The organism is Streptococcus sp. 17.1 (assembly GCF_016648655.1).
Taxonomy (GTDB): Bacteria; Bacillota; Bacilli; order Lactobacillales; family Streptococcaceae; genus Streptococcus; species Streptococcus salivarius_E.
In genome coordinates this window covers 38,762-60,491 of sequence record NZ_JACLQM010000002.1, presented here as the reverse complement: position 1 = coordinate 60,491, position 21,730 = coordinate 38,762, and the positions used below count along the sequence as shown (strand labels likewise).

Sequence of the window (21,730 nt, the reverse complement as noted above, 5' to 3'; positions counted from 1 at the left end):
TACACATGAAGCAACAAGATTGGATCGATTTTTTCCAAGCAGTTAATGGTCGTAATCCAAGTATTCAAGAAATGGCTGAAGCAGCTCAGAAAGGCGAGTTTGTCCGAGAAACTCCCAAACAAGCTGCCGAAGTAACAGAAACTGTCCCACAAAAAGAGACTGTAGAAACAACGAACGGCTCAGAAGTCGTTGAGCCTACAAAACCTGCGCCATCAACAGAGGTTGTAGAAACTGCCGAAAAAGATGTTGACAACTATGATGTTGCTGAAGAGCCTCTCACTAACTCCACAGCAGATGAAGATGAGACTTTCCAAGCAACTAACCTAGCTCAAGAAAAGCAAGCAAAGACCTTCCAGGAACAAGTTAAACCTGCTGTAGAAACGGCCAGTCAGACTGTTAACCAATTTGCGAATCAAACTGGTGAAACTTTCCAACAAGCAAGCAAAAATCTAAATGAAACTTGGAAGAAACAAGACAAGAAAACCCAAACAAACCTCATCATGTTAGCCGTCGCTGATATTCCATTTATCATCTGGGCCCTCGGAATATATTTAATTGGAGTTGCTAGCGATGAAGTTGGGGCAACGTTACCCTTAGCACTTTTCCTCCTAATTTTTTCTTTACCTTTTGTAGCACTTATTATCTTACCAGCCCTCCTAAACAAAACAGACGAGAAATGGCTAGTCTTTGTTTTATCCATCCTCCTAAACTGGACCTTCATCGGTTGGGTCATCCTTCTTGTTGTTTCTATCAATATGAATAAGGAAGCAGAGCGTATCAAACAGCAACAAATGATGATGCAAATGGCCGGGCAACAAGGAAGTTCTGATACATTTAACCCTTTTCAGTAATTAACAACAAATAATTGAAAAAAGAAAACCCAGAAAAAGTTTCTCGACTTTTCCTAGGTTTTTTCTTTTGCTTTTTTAAACTCTTAGTAGCCCATCATTCCTGGATCCATAGCTGGTGCTGCTGGAGTTTCTGGTTCAGGTTTATTGGCAACGACTGCTTCAGTTGTCAAGATAAGACTAGCTACAGAAGCAGCATTTTGGAGGGCAGAACGTGTGACCTTAACAGGGTCGATAATTCCTGCTTCAACCATATCTACCCATTCACCGTTAGCAGCGTTAAAGCCTGTACCAACTGGGCTATTCTTCAATTTATCGATGATAACTGAACCTTCATAACCAGCGTTATAAGCAATTTGACGAACTGGTTCTTCCAAAGCACGGAGGACAATATTACGTCCTGTAGCGTCGTCACCTTCAAGATCAAGTTCAGCAACCTTAGCAATGACGTTAACTAGGGCTGTACCACCACCTGCTACAATACCTTCTTCAACAGCGGCACGAGTAGCGTTAAGGGCATCTTCGATACGAAGTTTCATTTCTTTAAGGGCTGTTTCAGTGGCTGCACCAACCTTAACAACTGCAACACCGCCTGACAATTTAGCCAAACGTTCTTGAAGTTTTTCACGGTCAAACTCAGATGTTGTTGTTTCCAATTGAGACTTGATGAGGTTAACACGGTTAGCAATCGCTTCTGCGCTTCCCGCACCTTCGACAATAACTGTGCTATCTTTATCCACAGTTACTTTCGAAGCTTGACCAAGTGCTGCCATAGTTGCATCCTTAAGCTCAAGACCAAGGTCCTCAGTAATAACAGTTGCTCCTGTCAATACGGCAATGTCTTCCAACATTGCTTTACGACGGTCACCAAAACCAGGGGCCTTAACAGCAACAACATTGAAAGTTCCACGAATCTTGTTAAGAACAAGTGTAGGAAGAGCTTCACCATCCACATCATCAGCAATAATCAAAAGTGGACGACTGGTCTTAAGTACTTCTTCCAAGAGTGGGAGGACATCTTGAATATTTGAAATTTTCTTGTCAGTCACAAGGATAAATGGATTATCAAGGTCAGCGACCATTTTTTCATTATCAGTAACCATGTACTGAGAAAGATAACCACGGTCAAACTGCATACCTTCAACCACTTCGAGTTCTGTCTCCATACCACGAGACTCTTCAATAGTGATAACACCGTCATTACCCACACGTTCCATTGCTTCTGAAATGTATTCACCAACTTTTTCAGAACGTGATGAAACAGCTGCAACTTGGGCAATGGCTTCTTTATTAGCAACTGGTTGAGCAATGGCTTTCAACTCTTCAACCGCTGTAGACACAGCTGCTTCAATCCCACGACGGATACCGATTGGATTAGCACCAGCCGTTACATTTTTGAGACCTTCACGAACAATAGCTTGTGTCAAAACAGTGGCTGTCGTTGTTCCGTCACCGGCAATATCGTTAGTTTTTGAAGCCACTTCGCTGACCAGTTTGGCACCCATATTTTCAAAGTGATCTTCGAGTTCGATTTCTTTAGCAATTGTTACACCATCATTAGTGATAAGAGGTGAGCCAAAAGCTTTTTCCAAAACCACGTTACGACCTTTAGGGCCAAGCGTTACCTTAACTGTATCAGCCAAAGTATCAACACCACGAACCATTGCTGCGCGTGCATCTGATGAAAATTTAATATCTTTTGCCATAGTTACTCCTTCTTTATCTTAGTTTATATCTGATCAGCATTGACCTAAGCTAGGACCGCTAAAATATCTGCTTCACGGATAATTGAAACGGAATCATCTCCGTCTTTAACATTGACACCTGCACCATTTTCAACAAGGACTTTATCGCCTGCTGCAACACTAGGTGCAATCAATTCACCAGTAAGAGTACGGATTCCTTCACCTACTGCTAAAACCTCAGCAGTCTTTGTAGCTTCATGACTGGCTCCTGCCAATACAAAGCCACTAGCTGTTTTTTCTTCTGTTTCTTCAAAACGGACAACGATACGATCGCCCAATGGTTTCAATGCCATACCGATTACCTCCAAATGTTATTTGTTATTAGTAACGTTTGAAACGTTATTTTTAGCACTCATTAACCAAGAGTGCTAATCTATATATTTATTTTAGCACTTGGTCAAAAATAGTCAAGAAAAAACTACCCAAAATCTAAACTTTGGATAGTTTCTTTTTGCTTATTAACCGAGTACCAAGGCATCGTCATTGAGGACTTGTCCACTATTTTTGTGGAAGAGATCCATAAGTTCTGCAACAGTGAGATTTTTCTTTTCCTCACCTCGCACATCGACGACGATTTTACCATGATAGAGCATGACCAGACGGTTCCCATATTCGATAGCATGTTCCATATTATGGGTAATCATAAGAGTTGTCAACTCTTGTTCTTCAACAATCTTACGCGTCAAATTCATGACCATGTCACTTGTCTTAGGATCTAGCGCAGCTGTATGTTCATCTAAAAGCAAAATCTTTGGGCGAACCAAGGTCGACATAGCAAGTGTCAAGGCCTGACGTTGTCCACCTGACAAGAAATTAGCATCGGTCTTCATACGATTTTCAAGCCCAAGACCAAGATCTATCAAGGCTTCCTTGAACACTTGACGTTCGCTCTCAGTAATAGACTTTTTAAAGAAGCTACGTTTCTTACCTCGACGATAGGCAATCGCCATATTTTCTTCAATAGAAAGGTTTGTCGCTGTCCCCATTCGAGGATCTTGGAAAACACGGCTAATATCTTTAGAGCGCTCATCTACAGATGCTTTCTTAATAGATTGTCCCTCCAACAAGATATCCCCTTCATCAATGCTAAGAACACCAGCGATTGAATTCATCAAGGTTGATTTACCAGCACCATTTCCTCCAATAACAGAGATAAAGTCTCCCTGCTCAATGTCGAGATCCAAACCACGAAGGACGTGATTTTCATTGACTGTGCCTTTTTCAAAGGTCTTGTGAATCTGTTGTAAACTAAGTAAAGCCATTACTTGTCACCTCCTAAAGTCAAGGATTTGTTAGGTTTGATTTTCAATTTTTGTCGTACTTCTGGTACGTATAGGATGACAGCAAGCAAGATGGCTGAAGCCAATTTCAACATTTGAGCATCAACGTTCATGGCAAGGATAATAACCAAGACCAGACGGTAAAGAACAGCTCCTACAACAATTGACCACAGGCGTTTACCAAGTGGTAGATACTTGACGATAACTTCAGCCAAGATAATTGCAGCTAAGCCATTTACGATTGTACCAGTACCCATATTCATATCCGCATAGCCATTGTTTTGAGCTAGGAGGGCACCTGATAGGGCAATCAAACCGTTGGAAATCATGTAGCCAAGAATCTTCATACGGTCAACCTTGATACCATTAGCTTCACCCATGGCAAGGTTATCACCTGTTGCACGAAGGGCCAGACCAACCTGAGTATTAAGGAGGACAACTAGCATGAGTACCACAAGACTCACAAAGATAAGTCCTAATAGAATCACACCATTCAGCTTAGACAAACCGAGTCCCATCACCATAGTTACTAGCGTATTATGTCCTGATAGAGAGACATTGGCACTTCCAAGAACCAAAAGGTTAACGGAATAGAGCCCCGTTAAGGTAATAATCCCTGTTAAGAGTGCTGGTATCTTCATTTTCGTATGCATAAAGCCAGACACAGCTCCAGCAAGCATACCAGCCACAAAACCACCGAGAGTCGCAAAGATTGGGTTGATTCCACGGATAATCATGATAGTTGTCGTAGCAGCACCAAGTGGGAAGGCCCCTTCAGCTGTCAAATCAGCAAGGTCCAAAATACGGAAGGTAATGAAGACCCCAATAGCCATAATAGCCCAGAGAAGGCCCTGAGAAATGGCTGTTAGCACCACATTTGAAAATCCTTTTTTAGAAGACTTATTGACCTTAAGCTTAATGACACCCTTATCTTTTTTAGCAATTGGTTTGTCATCTTGCGTTGATGCTTTAGATTCCTCGTCACTAATGCTAGAAACATCAATACCAAGTTCTTTAGCCATGTCATGGTTAACCACAACATTGAGGGTTTTAGGATACTCGGCATCGACATCCGTGACCTTCTCACCTCGGAGAATACGGCCTGCCAACTTACCTGTTTGACGTCCAAGCGCTTCATAGTTAGTTCCATAAGTGAACAGGACACCTTTTTCTACACTACCAGCGTCACTACCAACAACTGGAACCTTAGTCTCTTTAGAAAGATCTACCAAGGTATTAATAGCACTAACAATGGTATTGTCAGTTGGGATGAAGATGACTTGGGTCTGACTCATCAAGCTCTTGGCTGTATCTTGGATATCATTGGTTGATGAAATTCCTTTGATAACCGTTTCAATACCAGCTTCCTTGAAGTATTTCTTGGCTTCTTCAACCTGAACTTCCGAGTTACGCTCGCTGGTCGTGTACATAATCCCAACTTTTTTAGTATTTGGAAGGACCTTTTTCAACAACTCAACTTGTTTGTTGATAGGGGACATGTCACTTGTCCCTGTCACATTTCCTCCAACATTGTCCATAGACTTAACCAGTTTAGCTGAGACTGGATCTGTGACAGCTGTAAAGAGAATTGGCTTGTCCTTTGTCAAACTACTCAAAGACTGGGCTGCTGGGGTTGCGATAGCCAACATAAGATCGTTATCTTCAATAAGCGACTGAGAAATCGTCTGCAAGTTAGACTGATCCCCTTGTGCATTCTGATAATCAATTTTGATGTTCTTACCGTCAACATAACCTTCCTCTTTGAGTTCTTCAATGAACCCTTTACGTGTCGCTGACAAGGAAGGATGTTCCACATATTGGAGCACACCGACGTGAACCAAATCTTTATTAGAAGCATTGGAACATGCTACCAAGAGGACAGCTGTGATAACAGCCATCATACTGACCAAGAATTTCTTCATCTTGTATACCTCTATTTTTTATTCTATCTATTTCCAATTTTCTTTTATGCTTTTTCCGAGACGATAGGGTCAAAAGAAAATTAAAAATAGACCACGGTATGAAAAAAACCAGTTAGGACAGGCCCAACTGGTTTTATGCATCTTGACTAGCACAGGCTAGCTTATGTCACCGGTTAGACCTATTCATCTAATCGGCTAATCCATCACAAAATGCTTTAGCTTCATAGATACAAACTGACTGACGCTTGTATCCTGAAACACAAACGTCCTATCTAAAGAAACTAAAGTAATAAAAAGCTTTAAGATTTCCCAAATGGGTCGCTTTATTAAGCATGTGATGCCTCCGTAGTTACGATAGTTTTAAGTTTACACTATTTAGACAATTCTGTCAAATTGGAATTTACTCTCTTTTCTCTCAATTTATCATTATCACTGCAAAAGAAAAATCTCTTCCTGCTCCAGCAAGAAAAGATTTTTTAATCTTAAGCATCTTGTTCTGTTGTTAAGATAGCAAGTGTTTCAATCAAGTTATCGGCATTAACTTCAATAGTATCACCAGTTGCCTTGATTTTAACTTCAACAACACCTTCGCAAGCTTTTTTACCAACTGTAACACGGATTGGAAGTCCAATGAGGTCACTATCAGAGAATTTAGAACCGACACGCTCATTACGATCATCTGTCAAGACATCATAACCTTCAGCCATAAGAGCTGCTTCCAAACGTTCTGTCAAAGCATTGGCTTCTTCATCCTTAGTGTTAACTGTGATCAAGTGAACATCATATGGAGCCAATTCTTTAGGGAAGTTAATTCCCCATGCATAGCGGTATTGACCTTTTGGTGTCTTGTTAACAAAGAGACGTGCATGTTGTTCAATCACAGCTGACAAGATACGGCTAACGCCGATACCGTAACATCCCATGATAATTGGAACAGCACGGCCATTCTCATCAAGAACGTTAGCACCCATACTTTCAGAGTAACGTGTCCCAAGTTTAAAGATATGACCAATCTCGATACCACGCGCAAACTGAAGGACACCTTGACCGTCTGGAGAAATTTCACCCTCTTTAACTTCACGAATATCCACGTATTCTGCCTTGAAGTCACGCTCTGGGTTAACTCCTGTCAAGTGGTAACCATCTTCGTTAGCTCCAACAACCGCATTAGCCACATCTTGAACCTTACGGTCCGCAACGATGCGAACATTTTCAGGAAGGTTAACTGGACCAAGGGAACCGAAGTTAGCACCAAAGACTTGACGTGCTTCATCTTCCGTAGCTGGTTCGAGGAAATCAGCTGCAAGGTAGTTTTTCAACTTCACATCGTTAACCTGATCATTACCAACGAGAAGAGCCACTACTGGTTCATCATCAGCGATGAAAAGTAAAGTCTTGATGGTTTGTTCTTCTGGAACATTCAAGAAAGCAGCGACTTCATCAATTGACTTGCAGTCTGGCGTTTCAACTCGAGTCACTTCTTCTTGAGTCACAACCTTAGTCGCTGGTGTGTAGGCGTTTGTTGCCATCTCAAGGTTAGCTGCATAGCTTGACTCTGTAGAGTAGGCAATTGTGTCTTCACCAGATACCAACCATGATGTCAATTCTTTCTTGATTTCTTCCATGACATCTTCTGGGATCTCATCCAATGAAGCAATTGACTTGTCAAGAACTACCCAACGGTTGAGATCTGTACGCTCAGGAGTAACCGCCATAAATTCTTGAGAATCCTTACCACCCATGGCACCACCATCACCGATGATTCCCTTAAATTCAAGGCCAGCACGTGTAAAGATAGCCTCGTAAGCTTTACGGTAGTCTTCATAGGTTACATCCAAATCTTCATAGTTTTGGTGGAAACTATAAGCATCCTTCATGATAAATTCACGTGTACGAAGAAGACCGTTACGAGGACGTTTTTCATCACGGTATTTTGATTGGATTTGGTAGAGGTTAAGTGGCAATTGTTTGTATGATTTAACTGCATCACGAACCAAGGCTGTAAACGTTTCTTCGTGAGTTGGACCGAGGATAAAGTCAGATTTATCACGGTTTTTTAGTTTATAAAGGTCTTCACCGTAAGTTTCATAACGGCCTGACTCACGCCACAAATCTGCTGTCAAAAGCGCTGGCGCCAACATTTCAACCGCACCGATTTTTTCAAACTCCTCACGCATGATAGTTTTGAATTTCTCGATAGCACGATTTGCCAATGGCATATAAGCATAAATACCAGCAGAAACCTGACGCACGTAACCCGCACGTACCATAAGGGCATGACTGATAACTTGAGCATCACTTGGCATTTCACGAAGTGTTGGAATCAACATTTTACTTTGTTTCATCATTTACATACTAAGGAGGCTGGCCCTTGGGTCAAGTCCCTTAGACTTCCTTTCGTTTCTTTGTTTCTAATTAAAAGAAAGCACGCATAATATCATTCCAAGTGACTGCAATCATAAGAACAACCATGATAGCAACACCTGCAAGTGTAATATAGCTTTCAATTTCTTGATTAAGTGGTTTACGACGAATGGCTTCAATAATATTCATAACAATTTTTCCACCGTCAAGGGCTGGAATTGGGATAAGATTGAAAATTCCCAAGTTAATTGAGAGCATCCCCATAAGGTTAAGAATGGAAATCAAGCCACTTTCTGAAGCCTGGGCAGACATCTGGAACATGGCAACTGGTCCACCAAGTTTATTCAAACTAAAGTTGGTGATAAGCCCCTTGAGTGCCGCGAGAATTTTGAAGGCCCCTTCCCAAGCCATTTGGAAACCACCAAAAATCTTATCTTTTAGACCTGTTTTTAAGGCTGGAGAAACACCCAAAAAGTAGCTACCTTGACTCTCCTTAGGTTTAACAGAAACCGTTTCTTCCTGACCGTTACTTCTCTTAACCGTCACAGAAAGGCTGTCACCTTTGGAGTATTTTTGAGTATTCTCTGTCAATGCTTCCTTCAAGCTGTCCCAATCAGTAACCTTGTCCTTATTAATGGCCTCGATAGCATCACCATTTTTCAAGCCTGCTACCTGAGCAGCACCACCATCAGCCACCTGAATACGGTTGGTTGATGTGTCTTGAACACCACCTTGAACAAAGGCTAAGATAATAAAGACAAGCACCCCAAGAATGAAGTTATTCATAGGACCAGCAAAGTTGGTAATTAAGCGTCCCCAAATGCTAGCATTTTGATATTGAACATCCTTAGGAGCGATACGAAGTTCTGTACCATCCTCCTCAACGATAGTGGCATCATGGTCAACCTCATAGGTCTTGGTCTCATCTAGGACTAGACCTGTAATGGTTAACTTATCTTCCAAATCATAGGCAGTGACGTTCATAGGTAAAGCCGTCTGGTCAACCTGGCGATCCGAAAGGTTGATACGTCTTACCTTACCATCTGACCCAATCGTTAGACTAGCAGGACTACCTGTTTTAATCTCAGTTGTATCTTCACCCCAACCAGCCATACGGACATAACCACCCAAAGGGAGGATACGGATAGTATAAACGGTACCATCCTTACCAGTGTGTGCAAAAATTTTCGGTCCCATACCAATGGCAAATTCACGAACCAAAATTCCTGAACGTTTGGCGAAAAAGAAATGACCAAACTCATGGAAAACGACAATCACACAGAAAATCAGTAAAAAGGTAATAATAGCTTTCATCTAGACACCCCCACTCTTAAAAAAGTCCTAGGAAGTGCATGATTGGGAAAACGAAAATCCAGCTGTCACAACGGTCCAAAATACCACCATGCCCAGGAATGAGATTGCCTGAGTCTTTAACGCCAAAGTGACGTTTAATAGCTGATTCAACCAAATCACCAAATTGACCAAAAATACTAAAGAGAATCGTACAGATAAGCAACCAGAAGAAGTTATGAGGGGCATAAACTCCGTGGTTAATCAAACCAAAGATAAGGGCCACAATGATTGCTGATAAGATACCACCGACACTACCTTCAATAGTCTTATTTGGTGATACTTTTGGCAATAACTTATTTTGACCAAATTGACGACCAAAAAGGTAAGCCCCAATATCCGTTGCCCAAACAATAAAAAGGGCAAAGAGAACCTTTTCCCAACTATCCAAACGTGCTGCAATGAGATTTTGTAAACCAAAACCAACATAAAAGGCAGATGCGATTGGATAAGCTGCATCATCAAAAGAATAGTGGTCGCTATTAAGGACAGTCCCTGCTAGAATCAAAAATGAAATAACAGCGAAACCTGTCACACTAGCATTTGTTGGAAGACTGATAAAATACCGATCAATCGGTACAGCCAAGATAAAGGCTGCCACCATTGATAAAATACCCTCGATAGAGAAAATCTCCAAGTGCTTCATGCGAAGCATCTCAGACACCGCAACCATGGCCATAGCCCCAACTAAAAGTTGGAAAGGAAGACCGCCGATAAAGAGCAATGGGAGGAAAATGGCTGCTGCCACACCCCCACCAATTAAACGTTCTTGCATGAGAGGTCCTTTCTAGACACCACCGAAGCGACGGTGACGTTTATTGTAGTCAGATATGGCTTGACGTAGCCCCTGCTGGTCAAAGTCTGGCCAGAAAACATCTGTGAAGTAAAACTCACTATAGGCAGATTGCCAAGGTAAGAAATTACTAAGACGAAGCTCGCCACTCGTACGGATAATTAAATCTGGATCACGATAGAGGTAAGGCAATTTATCTGTCATCAAATGCTTAGCAATGAGATCTTCATCAATAGCTTCAGGACTGAGTTTTCCTGCTTCAACCTCTTTAGCAATCGCTTGAACAGCAGACACAATCTCCGCACGACCACCATAGTTCAGTGCAAAATTAAGAACCAAACCGGAATTATGTTTCGTCTGCTCAACTGCCTTTTCAAGAGCATCTAAAGTCTCCTTAGGCAAACGACTGTTATCTCCGATTGTCAAAATACGAACATTGTTTTTGTCTAATTCTGGTACATACTTGTTAAAAAATTCAACTGGCAAATTCATGATGAATTTCACTTCATCTTGTGGGCGTGACCAGTTTTCAGTTGAGAAGGCATAGACTGTCAATACCTTAACTCCAAGTTGTGATGCTTCGATAGTTACCTTTTGCAAGGCGTCCATCCCAGCCTTATGCCCCATCACACGTGGTTGTAGACGCTTTTTAGCCCAACGGCCATTTCCATCCATAATAATACCAATATGGTTGGGAATATTGTCTAGAACCTCTTGATGAGATTTTTTTCTAAATTTAAACATGGAATATCCTCTAAATATAGTTTACCCTTTATTCTACCACATTTTCAGGGGTTCTGAACAGCTTTTAATACCGATAAGATTAGAAAACGCAAAAAGACCAGGATTTAACCTAGTCTCAAATACACATCTTACTTTTCATCAGAAGACTCAATTGCTGAATCTTCTTCGATAATTGTCTTTTTAGTTGTTTCTGCTGTTTCTGTAGTTGGTGCTGGTGTGATCACTTTCATGATTGAACGACTCAAATCAAAGGTCAAGAAAACACCTTCTGCATCCAAAACAATACGATTATTTTCTTTGTCAATCTCATCGACAATAGCAATCAAACCACCGATTGTTTCAACCTCAGCACCCTTAGCAAGACCTGCAAAACGATCTTCCTGTGCCTTTGCTTGGCGACGACGGCTGAAAGCCACATAAGCAACAATTGCGACCACATAAATGGCCAAAACTAGCATCATATTCATATTTCGTATTCCTCCAATAATTCACTTGGCTACTACTATATCAGATTAAGTCAGGACAAGCAAGACAAATCCTTAGACAGACCACATAAAAACACTTTCCTTACGATGGAAAGTGTTGAATGAGATTACATATCTGCTACGTTGTGATATACCTTTTGAACATCATCGTCTGCTTCAAGCGCATCAATAAGTCCTTCGAAAACTTCAAGGTCTTCACCTTCAAGAGTAACCTCAGTTTGTGGAATCATTTCAAGTTCAGTCACTTGGAACTCTTCTTGTCCGTTAGCACGGAGAGCTTCCAAAGCTTTGTGAAGATCTGTTGGCTCAGTATAAACAGTGATAGTACCATCTTCTGCTTCTACATCTTCAACTTCTACATCTGCTTCAAGCAATTGTTCAAAGATAGCATCTGCATCTTCACCTGCAAATACGATAACACCTTTTTTATCAAACATGTATGAAACAGAACCTGAAGCACCCATGTTACCACCGTTTTTACCAAAGGCAGTACGTACGTTAGCAGCTGTACGGTTAACGTTTGAAGTCAAAGTATCTACGATAATCATAGAACCATTTGGTCCAAAACCTTCATAACGTCCTTCAACGAAAGTTTCATCAGTGTTACCTTTAGCCTTATCAATGGCCTTATCAATAACGTGTTTTGGCACTTGCGCTTGTTTAGCACGCTCCAAAACAAATTTCAAAGCTGAGTTTGATTCTGGATCTGGTTCACCTTGTTTAGCAGCCACATAAATTTCGACACCAAACTTAGCGTAAACCTTAGAGTTTGCACCATCTTTAGCAGTTTTCTTAGCAACGATATTAGCCCATTTACGTCCCATGGGATTCACCTCTTCTAAGAGATTTGTATCTCTGATTTGTTTTTTCTTTTTTGAAAATAGCAAAGCTTGCTAAATTCACAATCCCTTACATTATAGCACTTTGACTGCCGTTAGTAAAATTGAAATAAATCCTAAGCATTTATCATATGAAACATTTACTCAGTCCCCTCTCCCAAACGAATAATCTTATCAAAATATGGTTCATTTCCCTTTATAAGATGGTGGGTAACCGTGATATAAGTGATATTAGGATCACTTAATAAAAGGTGCTCAATACGAGTAGCATTATTATGGTCAAGATTTGCAGTGGCTTCATCAAAAATCACAACAGAACTTCCTTTTAAAAACGCTCTTATCAGGCCTATTCTTTGTTTTTGACCCTCCGAAAAGCTACCGTCGCTTACTTGCTCATCTATACGACTTAAGAAAGATAAAAGATTAACTCTTTCAAGAACTTCCTTGATCTGCGTATCAGTAATAACTTCATTCCAAAGAGTTAGATTGTTCCTCAAGGTATCATTATAGATATGAGTTTGACTCCCAACATAGGCACATTTAGACACGATTGAGTTCTCATCAATCTCTTTTGACTCCAATTTTCCAAACAAGATTGTTCCCTCGTAATCTTTAAGATTGCCTAGGAATATATTAAGCAGGGTTGACTTCCCACTACCTGAGCATCCAGTAATAGCATACTTGCCTCCTTTTTTAAAGGTTTGGGTGAATCCCTCAAAAATAGCCTTCTCTCCAAAATGATAACTTACATTCTCAAAATGAACATCCTGAATTGTCGCTATACAAGTCTTTGGACCCTCTGGAAAATCGTGAAATTTTTTTAAGATAGGATTGACAGACTTAATGGTCACTTGCAGCTGATTAATGGTGGATAGAGAGTTAAAAATATTACCTGATATCTGTCCTACTGAGGTAATGGTTCCAACAGTAATATTTCCAAAAATAATTAACAAGCCAGTTAGAAGAAGTATCAACATCTGGGCGATAACTGAAAATAAAGCCATCAGCGTCTCAGTGCTAGTCTTTCTTTTTGTAAAAATAATTTTTTGTACAATATATTTCTCAACAATGGACCTCACTTGTCTAAGAAATATCTGTTTACGACTAGCGTAATAAACATCCGCATATCCATATAACTGATCGCTTATTCCAGAAACAAGCTCCTCATTCGCTTTGGAAAATATCTCCATTGATTTCTGCATTTTATTGGTAAATGGTTTGGGAAGATAAGTCAGACACAAAGTTAAAAAAATGGCTAGCAGAACAATCCTTACATCATAACTTAATAAGGCGATAATTGAAAACAAAGTGGTGAATACTGTTGAACAAAGAGTATAAATACTTGAAAAGCCATTTGATTCAATCAATTGGATATCATTATTTAATACTGAGAGATGCTCTCCAATATCACTCTTTCTAAATTCACTAAAAGAATGGTGAATAATTTTACTAAGATAAGACTGACGAATAGACAAAGTCATTTTTTGGATTAATTTTGTTTGATGTACCGCAATAATATAATTCAAAACTAAATAAATAATGTAAAGACCTACCTCTAGACCTAAGAGAGCTAAAAAAGATTGGATTCGCTTAGATACCAGCTGATTCGTCATTAAAGCTAAGGTTACCGAGGCACTCACGAAAATAGCAGCATTCAGTGCTAACAGTAGGATATGAACTAAATTGTCATACTTGTATTTAAGAATATAGGTTCTCATAGATTTCCTCACAATCTAAATCACCTTGGTATATAATCAGTTGGATAAATTGAAGACATTGGAATACCATATATCCATTGAAAATTAAAAACCATAGTGATGTCGTACTATGGTCTTAGTTTATTCTATTTTTTAACTCACTCTATAAAATTGTCATATAGTGGAATTTAACAACTCTTGATACTCTGATTCCTTAGCAAGCAATAACTTTTCCGCACCTAAAGTCCTAAGAGTTTCTAAACACCCCTCAATTAGATTTCTCCCTTCAGCAACTTCACCCGACTTTATCAAGTAAGACCCCATTACAAATATCAACTCATGTCTTTCATATAAGAGGACCTCAGGAATTCCACTATCATTGACTAAATCTAAATAGTATTTCGCTGAATCTAGTTCATCACGTCGTAAAAATTCATAAGCTGCATTAATAAGAAGACTAATTCGGATTCTTTGATTTGAGTCGCTATTTCCAAAAAGTCTAGTTCTATACACAATCTCCTTGGTCAAAACATTAAGTGTCTGGGTGGAAATAAACGACATACTATTTCCTAATATGATTAACTCTCTTTTTCCCCATTGTTCAATGCTAAAAAGATAGTCTGTTAATTCCCTTACCTTATTTTCATCAACCTCTTTATTTGAAACACTTGCCAAAAAAGATTCTAGCATAATACTGTTATAGAGAAATGATTTGTCTTGTGTGAGCTCAAATTTACGACGCTCTTCTCCAGCGTACTTCTGTAACGATAAACTATCGTTTTGATAATAAGCCTTACTAGCACTTTCTAATAACTTTTCAGTATGAGTCGGATTATCTTGAGATAAAATACCATAGAACTCTTCAATACTGACATCCAATTTATCTAACAAAAGAAAAAATCTAGATAATGAGATATCAGATTCTCCACGTTCAAATTTTGATAAGAAAGATACTGATAAATAATCACTAGCAAGTTCTTTCAATGTCAAATTCTTTGATAAACGAATTTTTTTCAACAAAGCACCCATTTCCACAGGTCCAATCATGATTCATCCTCCTATGCTTGAACTAATTATAGCAACAATCATCCCTAAATTAAAGAGCCACAAAACCCAACTAGCCCGTCCGAAACGTTTAGAATAAAAGTTCGTAAATTAAGCTACAAGAAATCATTAATGGAGAGTTTTAGCCTACAAATGGTTAAAAAAAGACCAGCCAAAGCTGATCTTATCTGATTACGGCTCTATAATTTCTGTAGTGGGTAAAACCACTATAGAGATTATAGAGCTTTTTGAGTATACACAAAAAGTCCCATAAGAACTATAATGAAAAGCGACGAAACTACCATTAGGAAGAACTTATGAGACCTATTAAGAATACCACAGAATTAATCGGAATTAAAGACCCTAACATCATTATTTCTCTTGTTTTTGAAACTGATACTCATATCGAAATTCATGCAAAACTGGATTACCCTGCACCACCATGCCCACATTGCCAAGGAAAGATGATTAAATATGACTTTCAAAGACCTTCTAAAATCCCTCTTCTAGAGCAAGCTGGAACTCCGACACTACTACGTCTGAAGAAACGTCGCTTCCAGTGTAAAAGTTGTAGGCGAGTCACGGTCGCTGAGACATCAATCGTTGAGAAAAATCACCAAATCTCAAACCTTGTCCGACAAAAGGTTGCTCAACTTCTAACTGAAAAGCTATCATTAACGGATATTGCCAGAAGACTTCGTGTATCGATATCCACTGTCTATCGTAAACTTGACCAGTTTACTTTCAAGGAGCATTATGACAAACTCCCAGCTGTTATGTCCTGGGATGAGCTTGGGTTCAAGAAAGGTGAACTCGCTTTTGTGGCGCAAGACTATGAGACCAACAAACTCATAACTATCCTCGATAATCGCCGTCAAACCACTATTCGAAACTACTTTTTGAAGTATCCGTTGAAAGCTCGCCAAAAGGTACAGTTTATCACGATAGATATGTCAGGAACTTATATGCCACTAGCTCGAAGACTTTTCCCTAACGCCAAAATTGTTCTTGATCGATTTCACATTATCCAGTACCTTGGACGTGCCTTTTTAAAGACAAGAATTGCGATTATGAACCAGTTCGATAAGAAGTCACTACCTTATCGAGCCTTGAAAAATCACTGGCGACTTTTTCAAAAGGACAGTCGTAAGCTATCTTGTAACTCATTTCACTCGAAGACATTTTGTCAAACCTTAAGCCCACATGAAGTCATTGAGAAGACATTGGTCTTTTCAGAAGAGCTCACCGACTACTATACTCTTTATCAGCTTTTGCTTTTTCACTTTCAGGAGAAGAGAGTAGATGAGTTCTTTGAGCTGATAGAGGAAAATAGAAGCAAGGTCAATCACTATTTTCAAACGGTCTTTAGGACTTTTCTTAGACACAAGCAATACATCCAAAATGCACTAGAAACAGACTATTCAAACGCAAAACTGGAAGCTACTAACAAGTTGATTAAAGACATCAAACGGTTGGGCTTCGGTTTTAGAAACTTCATCAACTTTAAGAAACGTATCTTCATCACTCTAAACATAAAAAAAGAGAAGACCTATCTGGTCCTCTCTAGATGTTAGCTTTTCGCCACCCACTACAGTTGACAAACATACTAAGATGAGTAGTGAGAAAATCTCCAACCAGAGAGTACTCACTACTTTTTCGTTAGGTTAAAGTAGTGGGGTCTTGTAAAATTGTAGTATAGCGCTATACGTCACTTGACAAACTGGCAAGAAACCTTGATCAAAAATACCAGGAAAGGTATTTTTTAGCATGCCTTTTTATGGCTCAAAAATTGTTAAAACTAAGACAATAAACTCAGAATAGTACTGTCTTATCTCATTTTTAACTTAAAGCTTTGATAGACTTGATAAATGATAAAAAAGAGCTAATAAAATTTAGAATGCGGAAACTAACTTACTCAACTGTTACTGCTTTTGCAAGGTTTCGTGGTTTATCCACGTCAAGACCCCGTTGTAGAGAAGCATAGTAAGCAATCAACTGAGTTGGAATAACCATTGAGATCGGTGATAAGAATGGATGTACTTGATTGACAATAATATCATCATCAGCTTTAGCTAATTTTTCCTCAACGACTGTTAAAACATTAGCTCCACGAGCAGCAACTTCCTGAATATTACCACGAGTATGAGCAGCCACAACTTCACTTGCAGAAATTAATCCTAAAACTGGAGTACCATCTTCAATCAATGAAATTGTACCGTGTTTCAACTCACCCGCAGCAAAGCCTTCACATTGAATATAAGAGATTTCTTTCAACTTCAATGATGCTTCCATAGCTACATAATAATCATTTCCTCGACCAATGTAGAAAGCATTACGAGTTGTAGCCAACAAGTTCTCAACTTTCTCAGAAATCATATCTTTTTCAGAGAGAGTCGCTTCAATTGACTGAGCAACAATTGATAACTCATGCACTAAATCAAACTCAAGTGCTTCTTTCTTGCCATTTGCTTCACCAACAGCTTTCGCAAGGAAAGCTAGAGCCGCAATCTGAGCAGTATAAGCTTTTGTAGAAGCTACAGCAATTTCAGGCCCTGCATGTAAAAGCATCGTATATGTTGCTTCACGAGAAAGCGTAGAACCAGGTACATTGGTAACAGTCAAACTAGGGATTCCCATTTCGTTAGCTTTCACCAAAACTTGACGGCTATCTGCTGTTTCACCTGATTGACTAAGCAAAACAAACATTGGTTTTTTGCTCAAAAGTGGAATGTTGTAACCCCACTCAGATGCAACACCTATTTCAACTGGTGTATCTGTCAATTTTTCAAACATAGCTTTTGACGCAAAACCAGCATTATATGAAGTCCCAGCTGCTAAGATGTAAATACGATCTGCTTCTTGTACTGACTTGACAATAGCTGGATCAACAGTGATATTTCCTTCATCATCTGCATAGGTAGAAATCAATTTACGCATTACAGTAGGTTGCTCATCAATTTCTTTCAACATATAGTAAGGATAAGTTCCTTTACCAATATCAGAAAGATCAAGTTCAGCTGTATAAGTACCGCGTTCAATAGCATTTCCTTCATAATCGGTAACTGTGATAGCATCTTTGGTCAGAACAACCAACTCTTTATCGTGAATTTCCATAAATTGACTAGTTTCACGAATCATAGCCATGGCATCTGAACAAACCATGTTGTAACCTTCACCAACACCAATCAAAAGTGGAGATTTGTTTTTGGCAACATAAATCGTATCTGGTGCTTGAGAGTCAACAAGAGCAAACGCATATGACCCTTGGATAATATGAAGAGATTTTTTTAAGGCTTCAAGAACTGATAATCCATCTTCGTCAACGAATTTACCAATCAAGTGAACTGCAATCTCAGTATCTGTCTGACCTTTAAATTTGTGTCCTTGCAAGTATTCTTCTTTAATTTGGAGATAGTTTTCAATAACTCCGTTATGAACTAAAACGAAGCGCCCTGTTTCCGAAGTATGTGGGTGAGCATTATCCTCAGTTGCTTGACCATGTGTTGCCCAACGCGTGTGACCAATACCAGTTGATCCCTTAACATCGGAGCTAATTTTAGCACGAAGATCTGCAATACGACCAACTGATTTAACTAGACAACCTTTATCTGGGGCATCAGTCACATAAATACCTGCTGAGTCATAACCGCGATACTCTAACTTTTCGAGACCCTGTATTAAGATATCCACTGCATTACTATTTCCAACAACTCCAACAATTCCACACATTAATTATTACCTGTAGCAACTTTTAAATTACTATCCCTTTCCTACAAATTGGTATAGTTCAATATCCTATTATTGAACCGAACAAAGTCATTATATACCTAGTTTTATTAGTTGTCAACAATTAAATTGGTATAGTCATAAAAGATGACTATCTTCAATTTGTCAAGTAAAAACTTATTATCAGATAATCTAAATCAATTTTTCTTAACAACTATTTAAATGAATAAAAACGAAATTTGTTATACCACTTCCAATTAAACTCTATTTTCCTTTAAAGAACAAAATTTCGCTAATAATTCAGATTTTTTTATTTCTGTGATTTGTAAAACCACTGTAGAGATTATAGAGCTTTTTGAGTATACACAAAAAGTCCCATAAAAATTGTACTGACCCCAAAAAGTTAGACAATTAATTTATCCAAAGGATTTAGTTCTGTATTGCACAGGACTGAGTCCTTTTCTACCATTTGTCAAGCATATCAAGGCATTTGATAAAAAAATAGATTGAATTACATAGTCAAACTAAGGAGTTTGTCTATTTTTGAACTAAAGTTTAGTGTAAAAAGTGCACGCAAAAACAACACCTTACCTAGTGGTTTTTTGATAAGGTGTTACAATCATATGGCATAAACAATTTTACCGATTTTGGGTAGAAGTATAATCGTAAAGCTTGTTATGTGTTATGAGGTAATACATTGTTCTAATGAGACGATGTGTAGAGGCAATCGTGTGTGGTTTGGTTGAAGTCACTTGCGATTGTCTTTTCCGTTTCTCATAGAAGTCTGCTATATGACAAGGATTGGTGTAGCCAGCTGAAGCTATGTTATGAATGCACTTAAAGAGAACCTTTATGGCATAGGGATTCCCACGTTTGGTGATATGTTCCTTTGCTAGAAAGTCCCCAGATTCATAGTGGCTGAGGTCAATGCTGATCAAAGCATTGATTTGATTGGCAGAATGAAATTGACGAATGTCACCAAGTTCGCCAATAATACTTGTCGCTGTGGTTTCAGTGATTCCAGGAATAGAGAGAAGAATCTCGTATTCTGGCAAAGGTTGAGCCAAAGTTACCATCTCCTCTAAAACGCCTTGTCTATATTCAGAAAGCCTAAGTAACTCCCCTGCATAGTATTTGATCTCTTCCATCATTGGAGAGGTTTTCTTGACCTCACAATAAGACTGATTAGCTAGTTTTGTAAGCTTATCTACTAAGTAAGTCACACGTTTTTCAGAGATGCGTTTTGCCGTAGACTGACGGATGATAGCTGTTAATTCGGCGTCATCTAACTCCAGTACAAAACTATTACATGGAAAAGTCATGACCAAGTTCCAATATTGTTCCCACAGTTGGTGAAGATAAGATGTTTTACAATTCAGGAAAAGAGACCTGTAGAACCTTGTGCAGACGATTTTTAGCGCAGAAAATATCCCCAGTAAGATTCTGATAGAAATGGCTGAGGTCGCGTAATTCTTGATAAAGCACTTCTTGGACATAGCTTGGTTTACGATTGAGGATGAACTGAGACGTAGCTAGTTTTTCAGCGTCAATCTTATCTGTTTTACGTACTCGTAAGCTATCTAGTTGTTTTTGTGATTCTAAGGGCTTGAGCAGATTATCAGTCAGGCTTACCCATTAGCTAAACAACAACGTTGCTTGATTCATATTAGTCGAAATCTGGCTAGTAGGGTGAAACGATCTGATCGAGCGGTTATTCTGGGGTAATTTAAAATGATTTATCGTGCTGAAAATTTAGAAATGGCAGTACAAGCTTTAGAGGACTTTATCGCCGAATGGAAACCAAAGTATAGGAAAGTCACGGAAAGCCTGGAGAAAACGGATAATCTTTTAACTTTTTTTCAGTTTCCCTATCAAATTTGGCACAGCATTTATTCGACAAACCTCATTGAGTCTCTTAACAAAGAAATCAAACGTCAAACGAAAAAGAAGGTTCTTTTTCCTAACGAGGAGGCTCTGGAACGTTACTTAGTTACTTTGTTTGAAGATTATAATTTCAAGCAAAGTCAACGAATCCATAAAGGGTTTGGACAATGTTCTGACACACTTGAAAGCTTATTTGATTAGCACTCTATAACTCTACTTGAGTGTTTACACAAAATTATTGACAGTATCATAAAGTCGAAATCAACCTCTGATTCCAATTGGCGAAGAAAGTGATCTTCTGGGACCAATTCGTCTATCGTATAGAAGCCATATTGGCAGCGATGATAATCAGGTTTTTCTTTGTGAAACATAGCTAGCACCTCACAACTTTTCTTACCTCTATTATACAACTTTACAAAAAGAAAAGCCCTTAGAAAAGTGTCTTCTAAGGACTTTGTCTTCAATCCGAACCTCCCCTAAGGGAGGCTGCGTTTAGTTTTAGGCTGCTGCTTTGATAGTTTACAGGATTTGATTTTCTATCCTACTTGAGCTACTTAGAAAATCTGAATGGTAGAACCTTTCTCAATTACTACTGCTTGGTCTGCTGCAACATGGAGAGTGCCCGGCAGACTGCCCTCTTTTGAACCATCAAAAGAAATAGTGATATGGCCCAGTCCAGTTAAATTTTTTTCTACTACATTTCCCACGGCAGTAATCGAATATTCCTGATTATCTACCACCAGCTTGCCGCCTTCTAGTATTGAACCTAGCAGATTTTTGTTATCAATCTTAAAACAATACTCTGCTAAGTCTCCCGGAGCTTCTTCTCCAAATAAAATGAGCATATTAGCGTCTTGAATCATATTCTGAGCTTCAGGTCCCACTTGAATTACTTTAGCTTCAAAAATTTTCTTCATCTAATTCCGATCCATCCTTTCTCTAATCTTTCATGTTCCTAATAGATAAGTTTAAGATACTATTTTTTATATGTGTGCACAACCTAACCATG

The 21,730-nt window shown here is 39.0% G+C and carries 15 protein-coding genes and 3 pseudogenes; 3 read left to right on the top strand and 15 right to left on the bottom strand.

Annotation, left to right across the window (positions count from 1 at the left end; genetic code table 11):
* The first annotated feature begins 5 nt into the window (after positions 1–5).
* Complete coding sequence (locus H7T99_RS02005) at positions 6–851, top strand: superinfection immunity protein (RefSeq protein WP_037600178.1); 846 nt, start codon at positions 6–8, stop codon at positions 849–851.
* 83 nt (positions 852–934) lie between these two features.
* On the opposite strand, the gene groL is transcribed toward H7T99_RS02005, so the two are convergent.
* The 12 genes from groL to H7T99_RS01945 form a co-directional block, all read right to left on the bottom strand.
* A complete protein-coding gene (gene groL / locus H7T99_RS02000) occupies positions 935–2,554 on the bottom strand; it encodes a chaperonin GroEL (RefSeq protein WP_195519965.1) in 1,620 nt (539 codons plus the stop codon).
* 44 nt (positions 2,555–2,598) lie between these two features.
* Positions 2,599–2,886 carry a co-chaperone GroES gene (gene groES / locus H7T99_RS01995; RefSeq protein ID WP_002883604.1) on the bottom strand — a complete coding sequence of 96 codons (288 nt, stop codon included), beginning with the start codon at positions 2,884–2,886 and terminating at the stop codon, positions 2,599–2,601.
* 165 nt (positions 2,887–3,051) lie between these two features.
* Positions 3,052–3,855: an ABC transporter ATP-binding protein gene (locus H7T99_RS01990; RefSeq protein ID WP_037600174.1), complete on the bottom strand. Its 804-nt coding sequence runs from the start codon at positions 3,853–3,855 to the stop codon at positions 3,052–3,054.
* Positions 3,855–5,795: an ABC transporter substrate binding protein gene (locus H7T99_RS01985; protein WP_037600173.1), complete on the bottom strand. Its 1,941-nt coding sequence runs from the start codon at positions 5,793–5,795 to the stop codon at positions 3,855–3,857. Before H7T99_RS01985 ends, H7T99_RS01990 begins: the two co-directional genes overlap by 1 nt.
* Positions 5,796–6,277: 482 nt before the next feature.
* A complete protein-coding gene (locus tag H7T99_RS01980; RefSeq protein WP_142236163.1) occupies positions 6,278–8,140 on the bottom strand; it encodes a proline--tRNA ligase in 1,863 nt (620 codons plus the stop codon).
* A 70-nt stretch (positions 8,141–8,210) separates the two neighbouring features.
* On the bottom strand, positions 8,211–9,473 hold the full coding sequence (rseP, locus tag H7T99_RS01975) for an RIP metalloprotease RseP (protein WP_037600170.1): 1,263 nt from the start codon (positions 9,471–9,473) through the stop codon (positions 8,211–8,213).
* Between the two features lie 16 nt (positions 9,474–9,489).
* Entirely contained in the window at positions 9,490–10,284 is a 795-nt protein-coding gene (locus H7T99_RS01970; protein ID WP_037598929.1) for a phosphatidate cytidylyltransferase, read from the bottom strand.
* Between the two features lie 12 nt (positions 10,285–10,296).
* Positions 10,297–11,046, bottom strand: coding sequence for an isoprenyl transferase (locus tag H7T99_RS01965; RefSeq protein ID WP_002886457.1), 750 nt, complete (start codon positions 11,044–11,046; stop codon positions 10,297–10,299).
* Positions 11,047–11,174: 128 nt separating this feature from the next.
* Entirely contained in the window at positions 11,175–11,513 is a 339-nt protein-coding gene (locus tag H7T99_RS01960; protein ID WP_013989990.1) for a preprotein translocase subunit YajC, read from the bottom strand.
* A gap of 125 nt (positions 11,514–11,638) precedes the next feature.
* On the bottom strand, positions 11,639–12,355 hold the full coding sequence (locus H7T99_RS01955; protein ID WP_002883635.1) for a YebC/PmpR family DNA-binding transcriptional regulator: 717 nt from the start codon (positions 12,353–12,355) through the stop codon (positions 11,639–11,641).
* A 155-nt stretch (positions 12,356–12,510) separates the two neighbouring features.
* Positions 12,511–14,088 (bottom strand): ATP-binding cassette domain-containing protein, encoded by a 1,578-nt coding sequence (locus H7T99_RS01950; protein WP_022496557.1) that lies wholly within the window; start codon positions 14,086–14,088, stop codon positions 12,511–12,513.
* A gap of 153 nt (positions 14,089–14,241) precedes the next feature.
* Positions 14,242–15,114 carry a helix-turn-helix domain-containing protein gene (locus H7T99_RS01945; RefSeq protein ID WP_037600167.1) on the bottom strand — a complete coding sequence of 291 codons (873 nt, stop codon included), beginning with the start codon at positions 15,112–15,114 and terminating at the stop codon, positions 14,242–14,244.
* A 314-nt stretch (positions 15,115–15,428) separates the two neighbouring features.
* Between H7T99_RS01945 and H7T99_RS01940 the strand changes: the two are divergent.
* Positions 15,429–16,678 (top strand): annotated as a pseudogene (locus H7T99_RS01940) (ISL3 family transposase).
* 344 nt (positions 16,679–17,022) lie between these two features.
* Here H7T99_RS01940 and glmS read toward each other — a convergent pair.
* Complete coding sequence (gene glmS, locus H7T99_RS01935; RefSeq protein ID WP_022496548.1) at positions 17,023–18,840, bottom strand: glutamine--fructose-6-phosphate transaminase (isomerizing); 1,818 nt, start codon at positions 18,838–18,840, stop codon at positions 17,023–17,025.
* A gap of 635 nt (positions 18,841–19,475) precedes the next feature.
* A pseudogene (locus H7T99_RS01930) lies at positions 19,476–20,448 on the bottom strand (transposase); the annotation flags it as partial.
* Here H7T99_RS01930 and H7T99_RS01920 point away from each other — a divergent pair.
* Positions 20,440–20,922, top strand: a pseudogene (locus H7T99_RS01920) (transposase); the annotation flags it as partial. The pseudogenes H7T99_RS01930 and H7T99_RS01920 sit on opposite strands and share 9 nt — an antisense overlap.
* 353 nt (positions 20,923–21,275) lie before the next feature.
* Here the strand turns inward: H7T99_RS01920 and H7T99_RS01915 are convergent.
* Entirely contained in the window at positions 21,276–21,638 is a 363-nt protein-coding gene (locus H7T99_RS01915; RefSeq protein ID WP_022496545.1) for a PTS glucitol/sorbitol transporter subunit IIA, read from the bottom strand.
* Between the last annotated feature and the right edge of the window lie 92 nt (positions 21,639–21,730).